At 62.8% G+C, this 23,147-nt stretch carries 20 protein-coding genes; 11 read left to right on the forward strand and 9 right to left on the reverse strand.

All coding sequences use genetic code 11. The features are described 5' to 3' along the window. Positions 1-154: 154 nt before the first annotated feature. Positions 155-1,399, forward strand: a complete 1,245-nt coding sequence (locus tag ACQKPZ_RS24970; protein WP_427543402.1) for an MFS transporter — start codon at positions 155-157, stop codon at positions 1,397-1,399. A gap of 132 nt (positions 1,400-1,531) precedes the next feature. Here the strand turns inward: ACQKPZ_RS24970 and ACQKPZ_RS24975 are convergent, their stop codons facing one another. Both ACQKPZ_RS24975 and ACQKPZ_RS24980 read right to left on the reverse strand, forming a co-directional pair. Beyond that, positions 1,532-3,079, reverse strand: a complete 1,548-nt coding sequence (locus ACQKPZ_RS24975) for an AmpG family muropeptide MFS transporter (RefSeq protein WP_427543405.1) — start codon at positions 3,077-3,079, stop codon at positions 1,532-1,534. Between the two features lie 43 nt (positions 3,080-3,122). Further along, positions 3,123-3,476 (reverse strand): MGMT family protein, encoded by a 354-nt coding sequence (locus tag ACQKPZ_RS24980; RefSeq protein WP_427543407.1) that lies wholly within the window; start codon positions 3,474-3,476, stop codon positions 3,123-3,125. Positions 3,477-3,628: 152 nt separating this feature from the next. On the opposite strand from ACQKPZ_RS24980, the gene ACQKPZ_RS24985 reads away from it, so the two are divergent. The 5 genes from ACQKPZ_RS24985 (at position 3,629) to groL (ending at position 8,305) form a co-directional block, all read left to right on the forward strand. Next, a complete protein-coding gene (locus ACQKPZ_RS24985; RefSeq protein WP_391127743.1) occupies positions 3,629-4,639 on the forward strand; it encodes a DUF481 domain-containing protein in 1,011 nt (336 codons plus the stop codon). Between the two features lie 176 nt (positions 4,640-4,815). Continuing rightward, complete coding sequence (locus ACQKPZ_RS24990; RefSeq protein ID WP_427543410.1) at positions 4,816-5,547, forward strand: HugZ family protein; 732 nt, start codon at positions 4,816-4,818, stop codon at positions 5,545-5,547. Positions 5,548-5,614: 67 nt separating this feature from the next. Then, positions 5,615-6,076, forward strand: a complete 462-nt coding sequence (locus ACQKPZ_RS24995) for an FxsA family protein (protein ID WP_391127749.1) — start codon at positions 5,615-5,617, stop codon at positions 6,074-6,076. A 243-nt stretch (positions 6,077-6,319) separates the two neighbouring features. Then, positions 6,320-6,613 (forward strand): co-chaperone GroES, encoded by a 294-nt coding sequence (locus tag ACQKPZ_RS25000; RefSeq protein WP_003260750.1) that lies wholly within the window; start codon positions 6,320-6,322, stop codon positions 6,611-6,613. A gap of 48 nt (positions 6,614-6,661) precedes the next feature. Beyond that, positions 6,662-8,305 (forward strand): chaperonin GroEL, encoded by a 1,644-nt coding sequence (gene groL / locus ACQKPZ_RS25005; RefSeq protein WP_427543413.1) that lies wholly within the window; start codon positions 6,662-6,664, stop codon positions 8,303-8,305. Between the two features lie 188 nt (positions 8,306-8,493). On the opposite strand, the gene ACQKPZ_RS25010 is transcribed toward groL, so the two are convergent. Then, positions 8,494-9,222 carry a phosphatase PAP2 family protein gene (locus tag ACQKPZ_RS25010; protein ID WP_427543416.1) on the reverse strand — a complete coding sequence of 243 codons (729 nt, stop codon included), beginning with the start codon at positions 9,220-9,222 and terminating at the stop codon, positions 8,494-8,496. Between the two features lie 183 nt (positions 9,223-9,405). Here ACQKPZ_RS25010 and colR point away from each other — a divergent pair, with 183 nt between their 5' ends. The 5 genes from colR (at position 9,406) to ACQKPZ_RS25035 (ending at position 13,115) form a co-directional block, all read left to right on the forward strand. After that, positions 9,406-10,089 carry a two-component system response regulator ColR gene (gene colR / locus ACQKPZ_RS25015; RefSeq protein ID WP_016488935.1) on the forward strand — a complete coding sequence of 228 codons (684 nt, stop codon included), beginning with the start codon at positions 9,406-9,408 and terminating at the stop codon, positions 10,087-10,089. Next, complete coding sequence (locus tag ACQKPZ_RS25020) at positions 10,079-11,389, forward strand: sensor histidine kinase (RefSeq protein ID WP_427543419.1); 1,311 nt, start codon at positions 10,079-10,081, stop codon at positions 11,387-11,389. Before colR ends, ACQKPZ_RS25020 begins: the two co-directional genes overlap by 11 nt. A gap of 107 nt (positions 11,390-11,496) precedes the next feature. Beyond that, the gene (locus tag ACQKPZ_RS25025) at positions 11,497-12,177 is read left to right on the forward strand and encodes a class I SAM-dependent methyltransferase (protein ID WP_372029413.1); all 681 of its coding nucleotides are present in this window, start codon (positions 11,497-11,499) and stop codon (positions 12,175-12,177) included. Between the two features lie 6 nt (positions 12,178-12,183). Continuing rightward, on the forward strand, positions 12,184-12,882 hold the full coding sequence (locus tag ACQKPZ_RS25030) for a lipopolysaccharide kinase InaA family protein (protein WP_427543422.1): 699 nt from the start codon (positions 12,184-12,186) through the stop codon (positions 12,880-12,882). Continuing rightward, entirely contained in the window at positions 12,882-13,115 is a 234-nt protein-coding gene (locus ACQKPZ_RS25035; protein WP_284354419.1) for a hypothetical protein, read from the forward strand. The genes ACQKPZ_RS25030 and ACQKPZ_RS25035 overlap by 1 nt, the downstream gene beginning before the upstream one ends. A gap of 169 nt (positions 13,116-13,284) precedes the next feature. Here the strand turns inward: ACQKPZ_RS25035 and ACQKPZ_RS25040 are convergent, their stop codons facing one another. The 6 genes from ACQKPZ_RS25040 to ACQKPZ_RS25065 all read right to left on the reverse strand — a co-directional run bounded on the left by ACQKPZ_RS25040 (position 13,285) and on the right by ACQKPZ_RS25065 (position 23,016). Continuing rightward, the gene (locus ACQKPZ_RS25040) at positions 13,285-16,329 is read right to left on the reverse strand and encodes a multidrug efflux RND transporter permease subunit (protein WP_427543425.1); all 3,045 of its coding nucleotides are present in this window, start codon (positions 16,327-16,329) and stop codon (positions 13,285-13,287) included. A gap of 10 nt (positions 16,330-16,339) precedes the next feature. Beyond that, positions 16,340-17,488, reverse strand: a complete 1,149-nt coding sequence (locus tag ACQKPZ_RS25045) for an efflux RND transporter periplasmic adaptor subunit (RefSeq protein ID WP_427543428.1) — start codon at positions 17,486-17,488, stop codon at positions 16,340-16,342. A 232-nt stretch (positions 17,489-17,720) separates the two neighbouring features. After that, positions 17,721-18,818: a DUF1513 domain-containing protein gene (locus ACQKPZ_RS25050; RefSeq protein ID WP_427543431.1), complete on the reverse strand. Its 1,098-nt coding sequence runs from the start codon at positions 18,816-18,818 to the stop codon at positions 17,721-17,723. Between the two features lie 2 nt (positions 18,819-18,820). After that, positions 18,821-19,885 carry an imelysin family protein gene (locus ACQKPZ_RS25055; protein WP_391138194.1) on the reverse strand — a complete coding sequence of 355 codons (1,065 nt, stop codon included), beginning with the start codon at positions 19,883-19,885 and terminating at the stop codon, positions 18,821-18,823. A 20-nt stretch (positions 19,886-19,905) separates the two neighbouring features. Beyond that, positions 19,906-21,333 (reverse strand): di-heme oxidoredictase family protein, encoded by a 1,428-nt coding sequence (locus ACQKPZ_RS25060; RefSeq protein WP_427543434.1) that lies wholly within the window; start codon positions 21,331-21,333, stop codon positions 19,906-19,908. Positions 21,334-21,678: 345 nt separating this feature from the next. Further along, positions 21,679-23,016, reverse strand: a complete 1,338-nt coding sequence (locus tag ACQKPZ_RS25065) for an imelysin family protein (RefSeq protein WP_391138188.1) — start codon at positions 23,014-23,016, stop codon at positions 21,679-21,681. Between the last annotated feature and the right edge of the window lie 131 nt (positions 23,017-23,147).

Below are 23,147 nucleotides of genomic sequence, written 5' to 3' on the forward strand. Positions count from 1 at the left end.
GGCCGCTCCTACAGGGGTTACGCGATCTCTGTAGGAGCGGCCTTGTGTCGCGATGGGGCGCGAAGCGGCCCCGCTTTTTTACACTTGTTCACAGCAAACCCTCGCCGTTTCTGGCATATAGCCTGACCCCAGTTGCCACACCCGATACGCCATCATGAAACCACTGCTTTACATCACGCCCCTGCGCGCCCTGCTGTTCGGCCTTACCCTGGCCCTGTTCGAGCTGCTGACCTACCTGGCCAGCGACGCGGTCATGCCGGCCATGCCGGTGGTGGTGGGCGACCTGAACGCCAGCCCCGAGTACATCCCCCACGCCCTCAACCTGTACCTGCTGGGCGGCGTGGTGCTGCAATGGCTGATCGGGCCGCTGGCCGACCGTTATGGCCGGCGCCCGCTGCTGCTGGCCGGTTGCGCGTTCTTCGGCGTGGCCTGCCTGGCGACGTTCTGGGTCCACGACATCGGCCTGTTCAACCTGCTGCGCCTGTTGCAGGGGATCGGCCTGGGCTTTGTGGTCACGGTCAGCTACCCCGCGCTGAACGAAGCCTTTAGCGAGGCAGATGCCGTACGCATGATGGCCTTGCTGGCCAATATTGCCTTGCTGTCACCGCTGCTGGGGCCGCTGGTGGGCACGTTGCTGTTGCAGTGGCTGGACTGGCGCTGGCTGTTCGTGGCCTTTGCCATCGGCGCGGTGCTGGCCTGGGTGCTGTTGTACCGGTTGATGCCGGAAACCCTGGGTGTTGAGCGCCGTGACGGTTCTCGCCTGGCGTTTACCCCGATTCACCTGCTGCCGTTGCTGGCCGGTTACGGCCAATTGCTGGCCAACCGTCGCTTCGTTGCCGGCAGTGCCGCCCTGGGGCTGGTCGGCTTGCCGCTGATTGGCTGGATCGGCCTGTCGCCGGTGTTGCTGATTCACGATGAGGGCTTGAGCACAATGGCATATGCCTTGTGGCAGCTGCCGGTGTTCGGTGGTCTGATCCTTGGCAACCTGATCATCAACCGCATCGCCGACCGCTACCCGTTGCCCGCACTGGTGCGGGGGGCGCTGTGGCCGTACCTGGCTGGCCTGTGCCTGATGGTGCTGGCGACCTGGTACTGGCCGAGCGTGACCAGCGTGGTAGCAGGCATGTCTTTGTACGCGTTGGGGCTGGGCGTAGCCAACGCGGTGCTGTACCGCATGACGCTGTTCTCCAGTGAACAGAGCAAGGGCCTGGTTTCGGCCATGTTGGGGATGATCACCATTGCCTTGCTGGGGCTGGGCGGTGCGGTGCTGGCGATGATTGGTGCCGGGGCCAGCTTGCTGCACTTTGCCCTGGCGGCGGGGGTGGCAGGGGCACTGGCGCTGTGGCCGCTGTGGTTTGTGGTGGGTGGGCGGCCTGGGGAAGGGGCTGTTACTCAGTAATCGTCTTTGCCTGCACCGGCCTCTTCGCGGGCTCGCCCGCTCCCACAGGTACCGCACAGCCCTTGAGATCTGTGCGATTCCTGTGGGAGCGGGCAAGCCCGCGAAGAGGCCAGCACAGGCGCTAACAATCTGTCAGGGCCGCTCGGCCGCCGAGTTTTCCTCTGCCACCGGCGTACCCCGCCCGGCCTCCTGGCGCCACTGCAGGGCGATCAGGATCAGCGTGGGAACACCCAGCAATGCGGTAATCAGGAAGAAGTCGTGGTAACCGAACTTCTCCACCATCACCCCCGAATACCCGCCGATCAGACGCGGCAGCAGCAGCATGATCGAGCTGAGCAGTGCGTACTGGGTGGCCGAGAATTTCAGGTTGGTCAGGCTCGACAGGTAGGCAACGAAGGCAGAAGTGGCCAAGCCGGAGCTGAAGTTGTCCAGCGAGATGGTCACCACCAGCATTTCCAGGTTTGGCCCCATGTCGGCCAGCATCAGGAACAGGATGTTGGTGGCAGCTGAGGCCGCGCCGCCGATGAACAGGATAGGCATGATGCCGAAGCGCACGATCAACAGGCCGCCGACCCCGGCGCCGACCAGGGTCATGATCAGGCCGAAGATCTTGCTGACACTGGCGATCTGGTCCTTGGTGAAACCCATGTCGATGTAGAACACGTTGGCCATCACGCCCATCACGGTATCGGACATGCGATAGGTGGCAATCAGGCCGAGCAGCAGCAGGGCCTGCCAGCGGTAGCGCGCAATGAAGTCGTGGACCGGCGTAAGTACCGGTGCCAGGCCGCGACGGCCGAGGCTCGACAAGCACGCCCAGCTCAGCAGCACATACAGGATCAGGCGCAGGAAAGCGCGGTCTTCCAGCAGCAGGTCAAGCGGCGTGGCATCGCCGGAAATGACGCTGGACCAGCCGGTATTGAACATCTGGGTGAAGCTGGCCGGCACCGACACCAGCAGGATGATCAGCACGAACACCGACGCCAGCTGGTGCACCAGCCCATAGCGCGCAGCCGACAATTGGGTGCGCAGGGGCACTGGCGGCTCGCGCATGACCAGGGTGGTGAACAGGGCAGGCAGCATCATCACCCCGAACATGACGTAGGTGCCGGCCCAGGCCTTGTGCAGGTAGCTGAAACCGGTGGACCCGAACCACTCGGCGAAGAACAGGGCGCCGGCCGTGGCCAGCAAGGCTGCTACCCGGTAGCCGGCCATGTAGCTGGCGGCGAGCGCAGCCTGGCGCTGGTCGTCGGCGATTTCCAGGCGGTAGGCGTCTACGGCAATGTCCTGGGTAGCCGAGGCAAAGGCCACCAAAACGGCCATGGCGATCAGCCACGACAGGTGTTGTTGCGGGTCGCACAGGCTCATGCCGACCAGGCCGATGACTACCAGCGCTTGCGACAACAGCAGCCACGAACGGCGCCGACCCAGTCCACCCAGCAGTGGCAGGCGCCATTGGTCGAGCAGCGGCGACCACACCCACTTGAAGGCGTAGGCCAAGCCGATCAGGCTGGCGTAACCAATGGTCTCGCGGGCAACGCCGGCTTCACGCAGCCACACCGACAGGGTCGAGAAAACCAGCATGTAGGGCAGACCGGCGGCGAAACCGAGCAGCAAAAGTACCAAGGTTGACGGGCTGGCATAGGCAGCAAGCGCAGCGCGCCAGGTTTTACGGGGCATGGGCCAACATCTGCCTCAAGTTTGCGAAAACAAAGCGCGCACTCTAACCGCTGTGCTCCATTGGGCGCCAGCCATGGCGCGTCATATCCACACGATTGTTGGTTACATTCACACCTTCCGCGCGTAGTCGCGCCCTTTGTTCATCCCCCGACGGGGTACCCATTGCCAGGCTCAACCGCCCACCTGCACCGAGCACCCGGTGCCAGGGCAGGCGGGTGTCCGCAGGCAACTGCCCGAGGGTGCGCCCGACCCAGCGCGCTGCGCGGCCAAGCCCCGCCAGCTCGGCCAGCTGGCCGTAGCTCACCACCTTGCCGCTAGGCACCTGGCCAAGTACTGAATATAGCGCCGTTCGTCGGCCCTCGGCGGATACCAAGGCGTGTTCATATCCATCAGACATCACGCCCCCCTTGGGCTACAGATGAAAACGGACCGGTGGTCCGGCAAATGAGAGTTGAACTCAACGCCAAGTACCCGGTCTGTCCTTGCTCTGGGCGTTGGTATCTGGATAATGCCCGGCTTTTTTCGTCAAATCGAACCCGTAGTCCGCTTATGAATTCTAGATCGTTGTTGTGCCTGCTCGCTGCATCCTTGTGCGCCGCCCCGGTGTTCGCCGACACCGTGTGGATGAAGAACGGTGACCGGCTCAGCGGCAAGATCAAAGTCTTCGACGGTGGCAAGCTGCTGCTGGAAACCCCTTACGGTGGGTCCATCGCCCTGGACTGGAAAGAAGTCCAGACCCTGGAAAGCGACCAGGAAATGCTGGTCAAGCAAGATGCCTACACCGGAGAAAAGGCCAAATCGCTCAAAGCGGCCGAGCCTGGCAAGGTCACCCTGGCCAATGGCGAGGCGCCGAAGACCGTGGAGCTGGCAAGCATCGAGCAGATCATGAAGCCCAAGCCACTGGTCGAGGACTTCGTGTGGAAGGGCAACGTCGACGTGGCGCTGGACTACAAGCGTGCCGAGAATGATACCGACGATTACGACATCGGCTTCAAGACCACGGCCCGTCACGGCCGCTGGCGACACAACGCCGAAGGCGAGTACAACCGCGAGACCAAGGACGACGTCACCACCACCGACAACTGGAGCGCCGAGTACGCCCTGGACCGTTTCATGACCGAGAAGTGGTTCTGGCAGGGCCGTGCGGAATACAAGCGCGACCGCATCGAAGACCTGGCCCGTCAGCGCACCGTGGGTACCGGCCCGGGTTACCAGTTCTGGGATGACGAACTGGGGGCGTTCTCGCTGGGTTCGCTGGTCAACCGTACCGACTTCGAATACCAGGATGGCAGCAAGGACAATTTCTACTCCGCGGCGGTGAAGTGGGACTACACCCGCTACCTGATCGGCAAGAACGTGCAGCTGTTCACCAACGGCGAGTTCGCCAAGCCGCTGGGCGGCGTGGCGGACTACTCGCTGGATGCCGAAGTTGGCCTGCGCTACAAGGTTACCGAGTGGGCCTCGCTCAACCTCAAGGCGGAGAAGGACATCATCACCGGGACGCGTGAGAGTGACCTGGACAAGACCCGCTATACCGCAGGCTTCGGCGTGACCTGGTAGTTTTTTGGGGCCGCTTTGCGGCCCATCGCGACACAAGGCCGCTCCTACAGGGGATCGCGTACAACCTGTAGGAGCGGCCTTGTGTCGCGAAAGGGCTGCGCAGCAGCCCCATTGGCACTGGAACTGATAATGCTTATCTTGTCTGCATTCAGTCCCCCACCAGGAGCCGCCCCCAAGTGAGTACCAACGCCATCCGCCCCGCCCGGGAACTGCTGCTCAAGGAATACCGCGGCGTGCTCTCGACCCATTCCAAGTCGATGCCTGGCTTCCCGTTCGGTTCGGTCGTGCCGTACTGCCTGGACGCCCAGGGCAACCCGCTGATCCTCATCAGCCGCATCGCCCAGCACACCCACAACCTGCAGAAAGACCCCAAGTGCTCGCTGCTGGTGGGGGAGCGCGAGGCCGAGGACGTGCAAGCCGTGGGGCGCCTGACGGTGATGGCCGAGGCGCACAAGCTGGTCGAAGAAGCCGCCATCGAGGCTGCCGCCGAACGCTACTACCGCTACTTCCCCGATGCCGGCAACTACCACAAGGCCCACGACTTCGACTTCTGGGTGCTGCAGCCGGTACGGCACCGCTACATCGGCGGCTTCGGCGCGATCCACTGGCTGGACCAGGTGACCCTGGCCAACCCGTTCGCCGGCAAGGCCGAGGCAAGCATGGTCGAGCACATGAACAGCGATCACGCCAACGCCATCGCCCACTATGTGGAGCTGACCGACCTGCCACGCCATGCTCCGGCGCAAATGGCCGGGGTCGATAGTGAAGGCATGCACCTGCGCATTGGCCAGGCGCTGCACTGGTTGCCTTTCCCCAGTACTTGCAACACGCCGACACAAGTCCGCGAAGCCCTGGTTTTACTGGCGCGCGCCGACCAGTGGCCGGTTGCGACGGCAGCCGAGGGTTGAAAAGCCGAGCATACGCATCCATCTGTAGGTCTTACAGGAAGGTTCTCTTCCAACGAGGATTGCTTTGATGCGTGCTTTTCTACTGTTGCTTCTGCTGTTTCCCGTGCTGGAGCTTTTCGTTTTCGTGAAGGTCAGCGCGGCCATCGGGTTTTTCCCGGCGCTGCTGTTGATCATCGCCGGCTCCGCCCTGGGTGTGCTGGTGATGCGCGTGGCCGGCCTGGCCACCGCATTGCGTGCCCGTGAAAGCCTGCAGCGTGGCGAACTGCCCGCCGAGGACATGTTCCAGGGCATGATGCTGGCGGTCGGTGGCGGCCTGCTGCTGCTGCCAGGCTTCATCAGCGACGTGCTGGGCCTGCTGTGCCTGCTGCCGTTCACCCGCCACCTGGCCGCACGCAAGATGCGCGAGCGTGCCGAGGCCCAGGCCATGCGCCAGCGTGCATTCCAGGACGACCCGTTCCAGGCGCGACCACGTGAGAGTGGCCACCGTCCGAATGTGATCGAAGGCGAGTACGAGCGCCGCGACAAGTAAAACACCCGGGGCCGCAGATGCGGCCCCGGTGTTTTTCAGCCTGAAGAAAAATTTTGTATATCAAGCCTTGTAATTGAATATGGCGGCCTCATGTATGTGGTCACCGCAAGGTTTCTGGTGGTTACGCCAGACATGACACAGGTGGTTCGCCCATTGCGGGCCACTCCCCGGCAACGCCGGACAGCATCAACCCGCCGGTGTCGATACCGGCCGATGAAAACCACAATTTGGGAGAGATCGACAATGAAGCTTCGTCCTCTGCATGACCGCGTCGTTATCCGTCGCAGCGAAGAAGAATCGAAAACCGCTGGCGGTATCGTCCTGCCGGGTTCGGCCGCTGAAAAACCAAACCGCGGTGAAGTTGTAGCCGTCGGCACCGGTCGCATCCTGGACAACGGCGAAGTTCGCGCGCTGGCCGTGAAAGTGGGTGACAAAGTGGTCTTCGGCCCTTACTCGGGCAGCAACACCGTGAAAGTCGATGGCGAAGACCTGCTGGTCATGGCCGAGAACGAAATCCTCGCCGTTATCGAAGGCTGATTTCCCCGACTTCCCGTTACTCCAAAGAATTCCAAGGATTAAACGATCATGGCTGCTAAAGACGTAAAATTCGGCGATTCCGCTCGTAAGAAAATGCTGGTTGGTGTCAACGTTCTGGCTGACGCGGTAAAAGCGACCCTGGGCCCGAAAGGCCGTAACGTGGTACTGGCCAAGAGCTTCGGCGCGCCAACCATCACCAAGGACGGCGTTTCCGTCGCCAAAGAAATCGAGCTGAAAGACGCCTTCGAAAACATGGGCGCCCAGCTGGTCAAGGAAGTTGCTTCCAAGGCCAACGATGCTGCCGGTGACGGCACCACCACCGCTACCGTTCTGGCTCAGGCCATCGTCAACGAAGGCCTGAAAGCCGTCGCTGCCGGCATGAACCCGATGGACCTGAAGCGCGGTATCGACAAGGCCACTGCTGCCGTCGTTGCCGAGCTGAAGAACCTGTCCAAGCCATGCGCCGACTCCAAGGCCATCGCCCAGGTAGGCACCATCTCCGCCAACTCTGACGACTCCATCGGCAACATCATTGCCGAAGCCATGGAAAAAGTCGGTAAAGAAGGCGTGATCACCGTTGAAGAAGGCTCGGGCCTGGAAAACGAACTGTCCGTCGTAGAAGGCATGCAGTTCGACCGTGGCTACCTGTCGCCATACTTCGTCAACAAGCCGGACACCATGGTTGCCGAGCTGGAAGGCCCGCTGCTGCTGCTGGTCGACAAGAAGATCTCCAACATCCGTGAGCTGCTGCCAGTACTGGAAGCCGTTGCCAAGGCCGGCCGCCCACTGCTGATCGTTGCCGAAGACGTTGAAGGCGAAGCGCTGGCTACCCTGGTAGTCAACAACATGCGCGGCATCGTCAAGGTTGCAGCCGTCAAGGCTCCAGGCTTCGGCGACCGTCGCAAGGCCATGCTGCAGGACATCGCCGTCCTGACTGGCGGCCAGGTCATCTCCGAAGAAATCGGCCTGTCCCTGGAAACCGCTACCCTGGAGCACCTGGGTAACGCCAAGCGTGTGACCCTGTCCAAGGAAAACACCATCATCATCGACGGCGCTGGCGCCGAAGACGACATCCAGGCTCGCGTCAAGCAGATCCGCGCCCAGATCGAAGAAACTTCGTCGGACTACGACCGTGAGAAGCTGCAAGAGCGTCTGGCCAAGCTGGCTGGCGGTGTTGCCGTGATCAAGGTCGGTGCTGGCACCGAAGTTGAAATGAAAGAGAAGAAAGCCCGCGTTGAAGACGCCCTGCACGCTACCCGTGCAGCCGTTGAAGAAGGCGTGGTGCCTGGCGGTGGTGTTGCCCTGGTTCGCGCCCTGGCTGCCATTGCCGGCCTCAAAGGCGACAACGAAGACCAGAACGTCGGTATCGCCCTGCTGCGTCGCGCTGTTGAAGCCCCGCTGCGCCAGATCACTGCCAACGCCGGCGACGAGCCAAGCGTTGTGGCCGACAAGGTCAAGCAAGGTTCGGGTAACTTCGGTTACAACGCTGCTACCGGCGAGTACGGCGACATGATCGAGATGGGCATCCTGGACCCAGCCAAGGTCACCCGTTCGGCCCTGCAAGCTGCTGCTTCGATTGGCGGTCTGATGATCACCACCGAAGCCATGATTGCTGACGCTCCGAGCGAAGCACCAGCTGCCGGCGGCATGCCAGACATGGGCGGCATGGGTGGCATGGGCGGCATGATGTAAGCCAGCCTTACCCCCAGTAGTATGAAAAAGCCCCGGTTCGTGAGAACCGGGGCTTTTTCGTTTTACCTGTGAGAGCCATTGGGGCTGCTGCGCAGCCCTATCGCGACACAAGGCCGCTCCTACAGGGATCGCGTTACCGTGTAGGAGCGGCCTTGTGTCGCGATAGGGCCGCGCAGCGGCCCCCTCCGTCAGGCAACGCTACGTTCGGCGACTGACGCCTCCACCATGCCCCGGCGATACAGGATCAGGTAGTACGACCCCAGCCCGATCAACCAGCAGAACACCCCCGTCCACACGTTGTGCGACAAGAAATGCGCGCCCTGCATCATCCGGCCTACGCCTAATACCGACCCAGCCAGCAAGGCCACAACAAACGCCACCCGCGCAAGCCGCGGCTTGCGATCACGCAGCATGAAGAACAAGCCGAACAGGCAGAACCCGGTCGCCGCATGCCCGCCTGGCCAGCACAGCCCAGGCTTGTCGGTAGCCGGTCGTGGCTCCAGCAGCTTGCTGTAGGTTTCCGTGCCGCCAAACTGGGTCAGGCTCCAGGGGCATTGCACCTGGGTCACCTTTTTCAGCGGCGTGACAAACGCTGTGGACAGGCCCAGTGCCAGCACCAGGCACCCTAGCTCGCGGCGCCAGCCGAACAGGCGTTTCCAGAAAAAACTGGCGGCAAAGGTCAGCAGCGATAACACACCCAGCAAGATCACCACCTGCTTGACCCGGTCGTGCAGGATGTTTTCCAGCAGGTAACTGTGGCGGCCAATGAACTGCCCGGCTGCCGGGTCGAAGAACAGCTGGGCCACGTCCATGTCGACCGAAGTCAGCTCCAGCAGAATCAAGGCCAGCGCAGTCGCCAAAGGTATGCCCAGGTACAGCCAGTAGTTGATCGGGCGAGGGCGGATGGGTTGCTGCATGACGGCTCCAGGGCACGAAAAAGATCGGGCATTGTCGGCTGCCCGCTATCCTGTGTCCGTGAAGGATCAGTGAAAAAACCGTCAAGTGCGGTGAATTTTTCTGGGGGCTGGCACCGTGCAAGCATAGGCCTTAAGCTGCGCCTGCCGCGCACCACAGCGAGAAGCGCCGCACAGGAGAAACCGATGCGCATTCTTTTGGTTGAAGACAACCGCGATATCCTGGCCAACCTGGCCGATTACCTGGGCATGAAGGGCTACACCGTCGACTGCGCCCAGGATGGCCTGTCCGGCCTGCACTTGGCTGCCACCGAACACTACGACTTGATCGTGTTGGACATCATGCTGCCCGGCATCGATGGGTACACCCTGTGCAAGCGCCTGCGCGAAGATGCCCGCCGCGATACCCCGGTGATCATGTTGACCGCCCGCGACCAGCTGGACGACCGCCTACAAGGTTTCCGCTCTGGTGCTGACGATTACCTGCTCAAGCCTTTCGCCCTGTCGGAGCTGGCCGCACGCATCGAAGCGGTGCTGCGCCGCGCCCAGGGCGGCGGGCGCCGCACGTTGCAGGTGTCCGACCTCAGTTACGACCTCGACACCCTTGAGGTTACCCGCCAGGGGCGCCTGCTCAAGCTCAACCCGGTCGGCCTCAAGTTGCTGGCGGTGCTGATGCAGAAAAGCCCGCACGTCCTGCGCCGCGAAGTGCTGGAAGAAGCCCTGTGGGGCGACGACTGCCCCGACAGCGACAGCCTGCGCAGCCATGTGCACCAGCTGCGCCAGGTAATCGACAAACCATTTGAAAAACCGTTGCTGCATACCGTCCATGGCGTCGGCTATCGCCTCGCCGAGGGCCGCGATGGAGTTTAAGCAAAGCCTTGCCCAGCGCATCATCATCGCCTTTGCGCTGATGAGCGCGCTGGTGGCCGGCGCCTTTGCCTTCGGCATTGTCGCCACCGTGCACCTGGTCGAAGAGCGGCTGATTTCCTCGGTATTGGGCGGTGACCTTCAGCGCCTGCTGCGCATGGACAGTGTCAGTGACTGGAGCCACCGGCCGCGCCCAGACCAGTTGTTCTACTTCAGCGGCGGGCGTGACGACTTCGAGTTACCCAAAGACTTGCGCCACCTGAGCCGGGGCTTCCACGAGGTGTTCCGCGACCAGCTGTCGTACCACGCCATGGTCGAGATCGTCGATGGCCGCCGTTATGTGCTGTTGCAGGACCAGAGCGACTTCGAAGAACGCGAGCGCGTGCTGTTCGCCGTGGTGGTGGTGGGCTTCGTGCTCAGCCTGGTGCTGGCCGTCATTCTGGGTTGGCTGGTGGCACGCCGAGTGATGGCGCCGGTCGTGCGCCTGGCGCGCCAGGTACGGCACCGCGACCAGTTACTGGGCCTGGCCCCGCCGCTGGCGCCGGACTACGCGGCGGATGAAGTAGGCCAGTTGGCGGTGGCCTTCGACGATACCCTGGGCCGCCTGCGTGACGCGCTGACCCGCGAGCGGCTGTTCACCAGTGACGTGAGCCACGAACTGCGCACGCCCTTGATGGTGCTGGCCACCTCGTGCGAACTGCTGATGGAGAACCCGACGCTGGACGCCCGTTCGCGCAGCCAGGTTGAGCGCGTGGCGCGGGCTACGGAAGAAATGCGCGAGCTGGTACAGACCTTCCTGATGCTGGCCAGGGCACAACGCGACGAGGGTGCCGTGGCCTCAAGGGCAACCCTGCGGGAGGTGGCCGACGAACTTATCGGCGTATGGCGCGACACGATCGAGCAGAAGGGCCTGACCCTGTATTTCGACGGACGCGTCAGTGCCAGCCCGGTGCTGTACAACGCCACGTTCCTGCAATCGGTAATGGGCAACCTGTTGCGCAATGCCGCCCACTACACCGACAGTGGTTACATCCGACTAAGCCTGGAAGCCAACGGTTTCAGTGTGGAGGACAGTGGCGTGGGCATCCCCGAAGAGCAGCGCGAGGCGATGTTCAAGCCGTTCGTTCGTGGCGATGAGCGGCGCGGCGAGGGCCTGGGCCTTGGCCTGTCGCTGGTGCAGCGAATCTGCGACGACCAGGGCTGGCATGTCACCCTCACATCGACCCTGCCGCATGGTTGCCGTTTCCAGGTGGACTTGAGCAATACCAAGGTCCAGAACAGCCCGGACGCCATGGTCGAGTAATCTGTTGTAACAGGTTAAAGGGCGCGCAACATTTTTTTCACATTGGCATGACCTGATTCCAACGCCTGCCTGCCTAAGGTGGGCGCACTGGAGTCAGGAGATGCCCAATGCGTAGCCCCATCAAGCTTGAATTTTCCGAGAAGTACGACAAAGACCATGCCCGCGAGTACTTTCTCAAGCACCAGGACGGCCTGGCGCGACGCCTTTCCCACAAGCGAGATGAGCAGTTGGCGCGCCGCGCCCTGGCATTGGCTGGTGAGCCCGGCCTGGTACTGGACCTGCCCTGTGGTGCAGGCCGTTTCTGGCCGTTGCTGGCTGAAAAGCCTAACCGGGTGATCATTGGTGCCGACAACTCCGAAGCGATGATCGAGACAGCCTGTGCCGCGCAACCGCCAGAAGTGGTGGCACGGGTACGCCCTTTGCAGACATCGGCATTTGCCATCGACCTGCCGGACAACTCGGTAGACAGCATTTTCTGCATGCGCCTGTTCCACCACATTGGCGAATCGGCGCACAGAAAGACCATACTTTCGGAATTTCAGCGGGTTAGCCGTGATAGTGTGATCCTTTCGCTGTGGGTGGATGGCAACTTCAAGGCCTGGCGGCGGAAAAAGCTGGAACAGCGCCGCAGCGCCAAGGCCGAGCAGGACAATTACCAGAACCGTTTCGTGTTACCGGCCGAAACGGTCGAAGAAGAATTCATGGCCGCCGGCTTCAGAATCCAGGAACGCCTCGACTTCCTGCCGTTCTATGCCATGTGGCGGGTCTACGTATTGCGTAAGGGGTAGTGTTTGATGGCTGTAGCCCAGAAAGGGGAGTCGCGGTTCGATTTTTACTGGCGCCAGCAAGGCGAGTGGGTCGAGGAGCCTAACCAGCGCCGCGGTGGCGAGAGCGGCGTGCAACGCCTCAATGATGCCAATGGCAAGCTGCTGTATGCCAAGCGCCAGGTCGGGCATATCTACCGCAGCCTGCTGCACCCTTTCGGCCGGCCGACCGTATTGCGTGAACTGGATGCACTGAACAGCTTCGAGCAATTGGGCGTGCGTGTACCGCGGATCGTCTTTTGTGGTGTCGAGCGCGATGCCGAGCACCAGTGGCGTGCGCTGCTGGTCAGCGAGGCGCTGGATGGCTTTGTCGAACTCGACACCTGGCATGCCGAAGGTGCACGTGAGCGTTACCCGCAGGTGGTGCATGAGCGCATGTACAAGGACCTGGCGGACAACCTGGCGCGCATGCACCTGGGGCACTGGCAGCACGGCTGCCTGTATGGCAAGCACGTATTCATCAAGGTGACTGGCGAAGGCGAGCAGGCTCGTGTCGAAGTGGCACTGCTGGACCTGGAAAAGTGCAGGCGGCGTATCAGCTGCCAGCGTGCGGCAGGAAACGACCTGCGTCAGCTGCGCCGCCATTCGTCGATCAATGACGCGGAATGGCAGACGCTGCTCTACTTTTACAAGATGGCGTTTGGCAGCGCTGTCAAAGGGTTAGAGTGATGAAACTAGAAATAGCTCGAGCTTTGTTCCTGGTGGCTGGCCTGGCGGTGACCACCGTGGCGGTGGCTGCATGGGAAGAGCCGAGGCCGACAGTGTTCAGCAAGGCTGAGATGGCTGACCAGTGCGCGTTGCCGCGGGATGTGAAACCGCAGCAACAGGCACAGGCGGCGCCGGACCAGGATTTGCTGCTGTTCCTGTTCGGCATGCGCCAAGGGTTGCGGCCGTTCGGTTGAACCCGGTGTGAGCTAGAAATGCCGGAGGCCCCGCAATCGCGGGGCCTCTGGCATTTTTGTTTTTGCTTCACCGGCCTCTTCGCGGGCTTGCCCGCTCCCACAGGTACGGCGCAAGCTTCAGAAGCGGCGCTGTGCCTGTGGGAGCGGGCAAGCCCGCGAAGAGGCCGGATCAGGCTACAGCAGCTTCCTTGGCCACCGCCTTGTGCGCCAGCAAGGTGTAGATGCACGGCAGCACAAACAGGGTAAACAGCGTACCAATCGACATCCCGGTGGCAATCACCGTACCGATGTCAAAGCGGCTGACCGCCCCGGCGCCGGTTGCCAGAATCAGCGGTACCATGCCAAACACCATCGCTGCCGTGGTCATCAGCACCGGCCGCAGGCGAATCGCCGCGGCTTCCTCGATGGCTTCGCGCACGCTCAAGCCGCGTTCTTCTCGCAACTGGTTGGCAAACTCGACGATCAGGATGCCGTGTTTGCTGATCAGCCCGATCAAGGTCACCAGCCCGACCTGGGTGTAGATGTTCATGCTCGATATACCCAGGAACAGCGGCAACAACGCCCCGCAGATCGACAACGGCACCGTCACCAGGATCACCAACGGGTCGCGGAAGCTCTCGAACTGCGCCGCCAGCACCAGGAAGATGATCGCCAGCGCCAGGCCGAAGGTGACCCACAGCGCGCTGCCTTCCTGCACATACTGGCGCGCCACGCCTGCGTAGTCGAAGGCGAAGCCTTCCGGGGCCTCTTCGCGGGCGATGTCCTGCACCGTCTTCAGCGCTTCGCCCAGGCTGACCATCGGCACGCCCTGGATAATCGCCGAGTTCAGTTGCTGGAACTGGTTGAGCTGACGCGGGCGGGCGCGGTCGGTGAGGGTTATCAGGGTCGACAGCGGCAACAGCTGGCCCTGGTCGTTCTTCACGTAGTAGTTGTTCAGCCAGCCGGGGTTGTCGCGGTAGGGCCGCTCGACCTGGGCGATGACCTTGTAGCTACGGCCTTCAAGGGTAAAGCGGTTTATCTCGGCTTCACCCAGCAGGGTTGCCAGCGTGCCGCCGAGGGTGTCCATCGATACCCCCATCTGCGCTGCCTTGGCCCGGTCGATGTCCACCACCACTTCGGGCTTGTCGAACGCCAGGTCGATGTCCAGGAAGGCGAACTTGCCGGAATCTTGAGCGCGGGCCTTGATGCGCTGGGCCACGTCCAGCAGTGCCGGGTAGTCGCCAGCGGTATTGATCACGAACTGGAACGGCAGGCCTTCGCCGGTGCCGGGCAGGGAGGGCAGGTTGAAGCCGAAGATCTGCAGGCCGCCGATTTCCTCGAGTTTGGCCTGCACCAGCGGCAGCAACTCCATCTGCGTGCGCTCGCGTTCGTTCCAGGGTTTGAGCAGGAAACCGCCGATACCGGTCTGTACGCCGTTGAAGCCGTTGATCTGGAACGACGAGTAGTACTCGGGGAAGGCCTTGAACAATGGGGTGAATTCGTCGGTGTAGGCATTGAGGTAATCGAGGTTGGCCGGCTGCGGCGCGCTGCTCATCATGAAGATCACCCCTTGGTCCTCGTTGGGCGCCAGTTCGTTCTGGGTGAACTTGAGCAGCACCGGTATCAGGCACAGGATGATCACGGCGAACACCAGCACCACCGGTCGGCTGTCCAGGGTGGCGTGCAGCAGGCGCTGGTAACGCACCTTCAGGCGTTCGAACAGCACGTCCAGGCGGTGGGCCAGGCCGCTGGAGTTCTGCTCCTGGCGCAGCAGCAGGGCGCACATCATGGGTGACAGTGTAAGTGCCACGATGCCGGAGATGATCACCGCGCCGGCCAGGGTCAGCGCAAACTCCTTGAACAGCGCACCGGTGAGCCCGGTGAGGAAGCCGATCGGTGCATACACGGCCGCCAGGGTGATGGTCATCGACACCACCGGCAAGGCGATTTCGCGGGCGCCCTCAATGGCCGCGTCAAAGGGCGACTTGCCTTCTTCCATGTGCCGGTGGATGTTTTCCACCACGACAATGGCATCGTCGACCACCAGGCCGATGGCCAGCACCATGGCCAGCAAGGTCAGCAGGTTGAGCGAGTAGCCCATCATCTGCATGAAGAACAGCACGCCGATCATCGACAGCGGAATGGTCACCACCGGGATCAGCACCGAACGCAGCGCACCGAGGAACAGGAACACCACCACGATGACGATCAACACTGCCTCGCCTAGGGTCTTGATGACTTCGTCGATCGAGGCCTGGATGAACAGCGTGGCGTCGTAGGCGATCGACACCTTCAGTGTCGAGGGCAACTGGCGTTCCAGCTCGGGCATGATGCGCCGCACTTCCTTGATCACTTCCAGCGGGTTGGCAGCCGGCGTGGCCTTGATGCCGATATAGACCGAAGGGGTGCCGTCGAACGAGCTGACCGTGTCGTAGTTTTCTGCGCCCATCTCCACCCGCGCCACGTCGCCCAGCAGCACGCGGCTGTCACCGCTGGTCTTGACCGGCAGGGCGGCAAACGCCTCAGCCGACTTCAGTTCGGTGCTGGCGTTGATGCTGGTGACCACGTACTCGCCTTTCACCTCACCGGCAGCAGAGAGAAAGTTGTAGCGGCGCACAGCGTTGGTCACGTCGGTGGCCGACAGGCCGAAGCCGGCCAGCTTTACCGGGTCGATCCAGATACGCATGGCAAACACCTGGTTGCCGAGAATCTCCGCCTCGGCCATGCCTGGCAGGGTGGCCAGCTTGGGCTGGATGACCCGCGACAGGTAGTCGGTGATCTGCGGGTTGCTCATTTCCTTGCTATAGAAGCTGACGTACATCAGCGCCGAGGCATCGGCAGCCTCCTTGCTCAGCACCGGGTCTTCCGAGTCCTGGGGCAACTGGTTGCGCACCTCGTTGGCTTTGGCCAGCAACTCGGTGAACAAGCGGTCGCTGTCGGCGCCGATCCGCGCGTAGATGGAAATGATCGAGAAGTTCTGCCGGCTGACCGAGGTCATGTAGTCGATGCCTTCGGCGCTGGCCAGGCTTTGTTGCAGGGGCTGGGTGATGTAGCCCTGGATGGTCTCGGCGTTGGCCCCGGGGTAGGCGGTGGTCACCGTGATCAGGGCGTTTTCCATTTGCGGGTACTGGCGGATCTGAAGTTTGTTCCAGGCCTGGAAGCCCAGCAGCAGGATCAGCAGGCTGACCACACTGGCCAGCACCGGGCGGCGGATGAACGGGTCGGTGAACGCCATGCCAGCCTCCTCAGTCCTTGCCCGGCGCGCCCTGCTCGGGCTTGAGGGCTTTGTCCTGGCCGATGCGGATGGCGGCGCCTGGGCTGAGCTTCAGCTGCCCGGCGGTGACCACCTGTTCGCCGACCTGCAAGCCTTTAATGACCACCACCACGCCGTCGCGGCGCTCGCCGGTTTGTACGGTGCGTTGTTCGGCAATCAACTGTGGTTGGCCCTTGTCGTCGTTCTCCGGCTTGCCGTCCTTGTCTTTCTTCGGCGTGGCGACGTACACCGAGTTGCCATACAGGGTGTAGGTAATGGCGCTTTCAGGCACTACCACTTGTGGCTGTGGATTAGGCAGCAGGATCAGTAGATTGGCGAACATGCCGGGCAGCAGCTTGCCGTCGGGGTTGGCCAGGGTGGCGCGTACCAGCAGGTTGCGCGTGGTTTCCTCGACCTTGGGGTTGATGGCGCTAAGGCTGGCGGTGAAGGTCTGGCCTGGGTAGGCGGCGACCTGTACCTGTACCTGCTGGCCCAGGCTCAACTGTGGCAGGGCCTGTTCGGGGACGTTGAAGTCCACGTAGAGGCTGGACGTGTCCTGCAAGGTCGCTATCACCGTACCGGCAGCCAGGTATTGACCAATGTCCACCTGGCGGATGCCGATGGTGCCGCTGAACGGGGCGTTGATGCTTTTCTTGATCTTCTGCGCCTTGAGTTGCTCGACCACGGCCTGGTTGCGGCGGTACTGGGTGGTGAGGCGGTCGAACTCGCCGCGTGAGATCGCCGAGTCGCCGACCAGCTGGCTGCCACGGCCGAAATCGACCTTGGCCAGGCCCAGGTCGGCCTGGGCGGTGCCGAGCAGGGCGATTTCCTGGTCGTCGTTGAGTTGCAGTAGCGGTTGCCCGGCCTTGACCTGTTGGCCAGAGTCGAAGTGCAGGGCTTTGACGATGCCCTCCACCTCCAGGCTTAGCTCTACGCCTTGCAGTGCCTTGAGGCTGCCCACGGCGGGCAGGCGCGCTTGCCACTGGCGCTGTTCGGCCAAGGCAGCCGCGACGGTGATGGGCGGCTTGGGGGCAGTGAACATCTGGATCTGCTGGTAGATCGAGAAGGCCTTGTAGCCCCCCAGGGCCAGCACGATCAGCAGAACCACGGCCAACATGATGAGCATGCGGCGGCGCAGCATAGGTCCGGTTCCTTGGATTTGGTTGTTATTCGTTTAGACACGACAACGGGCGATCCTGCCCACGTGTGGATGGGGGAAGTATTGACTGTTTTTTGTGGAAAGGGTGTGAAATGCCTGTGCCGGCCTCTTCGCGGGCAAGCCCGCTCCCACAGAAACCGCGTAGTCAGCGGATTGTACGGTCCCTGTGGGAGCGGGCTTGCCCGCGAAGAGGCCAGTGAAGGCAGCAGAAAAATCAGACGAGATGCAGGTGGTTGTCCCAGAACCCGGACGGCAGATTCATCGGTTGCCCGACCAGTTCGGCCTTGGTGCAATCATAAAACCGGCAACGGCCCTGCCCGGAGGTGACGACAAAACCGTCTTTCACCGCGCCAACGCCTGCGCAATCGGGCATCGATGCATCCAGCTTCACCGCACCCGTGTCCAGGTCCCAGACAAACAACCGGTTGGCCCGTGGCGCAGTCAGCGCCACCAGCCTCAGCTCGCTGTGGATAGCGACGCTGGCGGTGTACTGGGCCATGGCCTGCAGCTGCCGCTCTGGCACCGGGAAGGCCTTGAATCGCTCGCCCGGGCGCTTGATCGCCAACAGCTGCGCTGTTTCATCGGCATCGCCCATGAACTGCTGGCAGGCGGCGATGGTGCCATCGCTGCCCACCGCCAGGTGGCGCACGCTGTTCATCTGCTGGGCCAGGGTTTCCTTGCTCAGCAGGGTGCCGTCACGCTGCATCAGTACCAGGCTCGGCTCCATGGCGTGGAGGTTCATCTCCACCCGGCTTTCGGCTTCGGTGCGAATGCCGCCGTTGGCCACGATCAGCGTTTCGCCGTCGGGTAGCCAGGCGACCTCGTGCGGACCGATGCCGTGGGTCGGGATTTCGCCGGTATGCACCAGGCGCTCGCCTTCAAAGCGGTACACGCCGAGCACACCCCGCCCTGGGTCGGAGGTGTCGTTCTCGGTGGCATACAGCCATTCGCCACCCTTGTGCACCACCGCGTGGCCATAGAAGTGCCGGTTCGGCTGCGAAACAACCGTTTGCAGCAGGCGACCGTCGCGCAAGTCGACCAGGTAGCTCTCGGTACCGGGGCGACGTGCGACGAACAGGGCAATCGGCTGCTCGGGGTGGTGAATGATAGCGTGGCAACGCTGGGCGACCTGGGTGCTGAACACCTGGGTGCCGTCCAGGCGAAAACCGACGGCATAGTGCTTGCCGTCGCCATCGTCACGCGCCGAAAGCAGCAGGGGTTCGCTGCCTTTATTGCGGAACAGGCTCCAGCCGCCCAGGGTAAGGGCGCTGAGCAGTACGCTACCGAGTTTGAGGGCCTGGCGTCGCAGCATGATCAGTCACCGTCGTTGGCATTGAAGCCCAGCTGGATGTTCAGCGCCTTGGCCAGTTCCCCTTCGTGCAGGCGGTGGACGGCGTTGAGGCTGTCGTAGATCTGGTTGAGGGTTTGCTGGCCTGCGTCGTCGGCCAGCAGCTCGCCCAGGGACTTCTGGTTGTCCGCCAGCAGCTTGAGCGAGGTAGCGTAGGCGGCGTCGATCTTGTCCGCCAGCGCTTTCTGATCGCTGGGCAGCAAGCCGCGCAGGCCTTTGTTGTCGACCCCGACCCAGACTGTTTCGGCAGCCTTCAGGGTAGCTTCCAGGCTTTTCAGCGAGGAGTGGCTGCGCCAGGCTTCGGCCTGCAGCGGCTGTGGGATGCCCTTGCTCTGGCGACCCATCGGCGCGCCCAGCTTCTTCTTCAGGGTATCCAGGGCGGTGACCTGGGAGCGCAGCAGGTCGGCGATTGCCTCGTGGGAGTCTGCGTAGCGCTGGTTGGGGAACTTGGTCATCTGCGAAAGCATGCCGTCGGTGCTGTTCCAGCTCTTGAGGATATCCTCGGCCAGGACCTTCTGGTGCTCACCGATGGCGACCAGCAACGGGCAGTAGCGGGCTTTCTGCTCGGCAGTGGCGACGTCCGGCTTGCTGTCGAACAGGATGTACTCGTAGGCCGACAGGCCGCGTACCACCACACTGGCCTTGCCCAGGGAAGCGGCGTCGACCGGCTTGTCGCCGTTGACCAACTGCTCGACCTGGCGGCCGACCAGGTTCTTCTTGTCAGGCCAGAACTGTACCTGCCAGGCGCGGTTGCCTTCGGCCAGCGGGCCGACCAGCAGCGGCTGCAGCTCGGCCCAGGCCTTTTGCGCGTTGAGGAAGTCGGCGCGGGCCTTTTCCAGGTCTTCCTTGCCTTCGCAGTAGGCCAGGGCGCTGGCGGCCAGCATGCGGTCGGCTTCGACCCAGCGGCTGTAGGTGGGCAGGATGACCTGCTTGGCGATGGCAGCGGAGGTGACTGCTTGCGGATCCTGCGGCGAGCAGGCACCGAGGGCGAGTGCGGCGAGGCTGGTGAACAACAGTTTGGGTCGGAACATGCCCGGCTCCTTTGCGCGTTTTAAAGTGAGTTCAGGAAAGCCAGTAGCGCAGTGCGCTGCTCGGCATTGAAAGTGAGTACGAAATTGCGTGCCGCCTCGGCTTCGCCGCCATGCCAGAGCACGGCTTCGAGCAGGTTGCGGGCGCGGCCGTCGTGCAGGAACTGGCTGTGGCCGCTGACCGTTTCGCTCAGGCCCACGCCCCACAGTGGCGGGGTACGCCAGTCCTGGCCGTTGGCGGCGAATTCGGTGCGCTCGTCGGCAAGGCCCGGGCCCATGTCGTGCAGCAGCAGGTCGCTGTAGGGGCGGATGACCTGGCTGGCCAGCTCTGGCTCGGCGGCATCGGCCGCAGTGGTGAACTGTGGGGTGTGGCAGCCCTGGCAGCCGGCCTGGTAGAACAGGTTCTTGCCTGCCAGCACCTGCGGCGAGTTGACGTCACGGCGTGCCGGCACGGCCAGGTTGCGGGTGTAGAAGGTGACCAGGCGCAGGATGTTGTCGCTGACTTCCTTCTCGCCACCGACGCCGTCGCCGTTGGGCGCGGCCAGGCAGTCGGCCTGCGCCGGGGTGCAATCGTCCTTGGGCTGCAGGGTGCTGGTCAGGCCCATGTCACCGACAAAGGCGTGCACGTTCTGCTGGTTGACGTTGGGTTGCCCGGCCTTCCAGCCGAAGCGGCCGACCACGGTCTTGCCCTGGGCATCGTCCCACACCCGGTTGGCACGCCCGCGGATGCCGTCGCGGTTGCGGTCGTCCGGGTCTTCGTTGGCCAGCAAGTCGGCTTCGGGGATGGCTTCGAGCAGGCCCAGGCCGATCATGGGCGGGGCCACGCGGGCTGAAAAGCGTGTGTCGGGATGCATCACGCCATAGCCGAGTTGGGAAATGTCCAGGGTTGGCTTGCGGAGTTCGACCTGGTGGCCATCCTGGAACGACACGGTTTGGCTGGTATAGCTCACCCGCACCTTGCCTTCCGGCGCCACGCCGGGGATGGCCATGTCTTGCAACTGGGTGCCGTACACCGGCTCTGGCACCACGCCAAGGCGCTCGATCACTTTGGCCAGGTAAGGCTGGTCGGGGATCGACAGGCGTACCAGCATGCCCACCGCGTTGCTGTCGCCAGGCTCTGGCGGGTGCCCACGGCCATCGCGTACGTGACAGTTCTGGCAGGCGTTGGTGTTGAACAGCGGGCCCAGGCCATCACGCGCGGTGGTGGTGGAGGGGGCGATTACCCAGGGGTTGCGAAAGAAGCTGTTGCCCACGGCAAAATCCAGGCGCCGTTCGGGCGAGAGGTTGGCCGAGGGCAGGGAATAGGCCTGGCGGTCGGCGCGCTGCACGGTCGCCTTGCCACCCGACAACGCTTCGCCGGGCTCGGCCTGAGTGAAACGCGGGGCGTCGTCACAGGCGGCAAGGGCCAGGGTCAGCAGCAGAAGGGGGAGTCGGGACAGCGACGAGGACATGCAAAATCCTGGGCGTGGACGAAAAACCGGCGTGCAAGCTTAGCAGGCCAGCGTTTTTTGAATAAGAGCAATTTGCAATTGCTTGGGTGAAAAGGATGTGAAATGACAGCATCTTCATGTGCAGCATTGGCCTTTTCGCGGGAAGGCCAGCAGTGGCCCATGTAGGAGCGGCCTTGTGTCGCGATGGGCTGCGAAGCGGCCCCAGAGTCTCAGCACAGCTGCACAAATTGCCGGGGCTGCTTTGCAGCCTATCGCGACACAAGGCCGCTCCTACAAGGGACCGTGCATGGTTGCAAAGAAAAAGGCGACCCGAGGGCCGCCTTTTTGAGCACCGCTACTGAAGGATCAGAACTCGTGATCCGCGGTATCCGGGTTCAGGTTGGCAATGCCCAGCTTGCCGGCAGCCTGCTCGATCGCACCGGTCTGTTTGACCAGAGAGGCGATGGCGTCGCGAACGATCTGGTTGCCAGCAGCGTTGTCGGCCGCGATCAGCTGGTCGTAGTGCTCGCCTTTGAGGGCGTGGTCGACCATTACCTGGATCTTGGCTTCGGTCGCTTCCAGGTCAGCCTTGAGGGTTGCGTCGGCGGCCGGGTCAACCTTGGCCACCAGCGACGACAGGCTCGGGCCGGTCAGCTTGGTGCCGTCCGGGCGGGTGTACTCGCCCAGGTAGACGTTGCGGATGCCTTTGGCATCGTAGAAGTGCGAATAGTGGGTGTTGTCGCTGAAGCAGTCCTGCTCGTCTTCCGGCGAGTTGGCTTCCAGCGAAACCTTCATGCGCTCGCCCGCCAGTTCACCCAACGACAGGCTGCCCATACCGAACAGCATCTTGCGCAGGCCGTCGTTGACCGGCTCGGCTTCCAGCTTGGCGCGGTAGTTGTCGGCGACGTTCGGCGCCCAGTTGCCGACCATCTCTTCGAGGTCGCTGACCAGCAGTTGGGTCACTGCCTTCAGGTAGGCGCGGCGGCGCTCGTTGTGGCCACCGGTAGCGCCCTGGCCTTCGAGGTAATCGGAGGCCGGGCGGGCGCCGGCACCTGGGCCGGTACCGTTCAGGTCCTGGCCCCAGAGCAGGAATTCGATGGCGTGGTAGCCGGTAGCGACGTTGGCCTCGGAACCACCCAGCTCGTTCAGGCTGGCCAGCTTCTCGGGGGTGATGTCCTTGACGTCGACCTTCTCTTCGCCCACCTGGACTTCGGTGTTGGCAATAATGTTGGCGCTGGCGGCCGGGTTGCCCAGGGCGTGCTCGTAGCTCTTGTCGACGTAGTCGATCAGGCCTTCGTCCAGCGGCCAGGCGTTCACCTGCCCTTCCCAGTCGTCGATGATGGTGTTGCCGAAGCGGAAGGCTTCGGATTGCAGGTACGGAACGCGCGAGGCGAACCAGGCTTCCTTGGCGGCCTTCAGGGTTTCGTCGTTTGGCTTGGCCAGGAACGCGTCGACTGCGGTCTGCAGGGTTTTGGCGGTGCTCAGCGAGTCGCTGTACACGGCATGGACCATTTCGGCGTAATGCTTGACCACGGCTTTGCCGGCGGCTTCATCCACAGCCCCTGGCGCAGCAGCGGTGGTGCTGGCGGCAGCAGGTGCTTGGGCTTGCGGCGCGGCGGCTTTTTCGTCCTTGCCTTCGCCGCAGCCGGCGAGAGCGATGGCAATGGCCAGCAGACTGGCGGAGGCCAGAGGCATTCGAATCATTGTTGGTTTTCCTGCGTCGTGTGGTTGGACCAAGGGGTGGACCGTGCGCCGTGGCACGCGAAACCGCAACATCATGCGAAAGATTTGCATTTGCTGTAAAGGGGCCGGCGTGCAATTCATGTAAATCCGGG

Source organism: Pseudomonas sp. NPDC089547 (assembly GCF_050280665.1).
Classification (GTDB): Bacteria; Pseudomonadota; Gammaproteobacteria; order Pseudomonadales; family Pseudomonadaceae; genus Aquipseudomonas.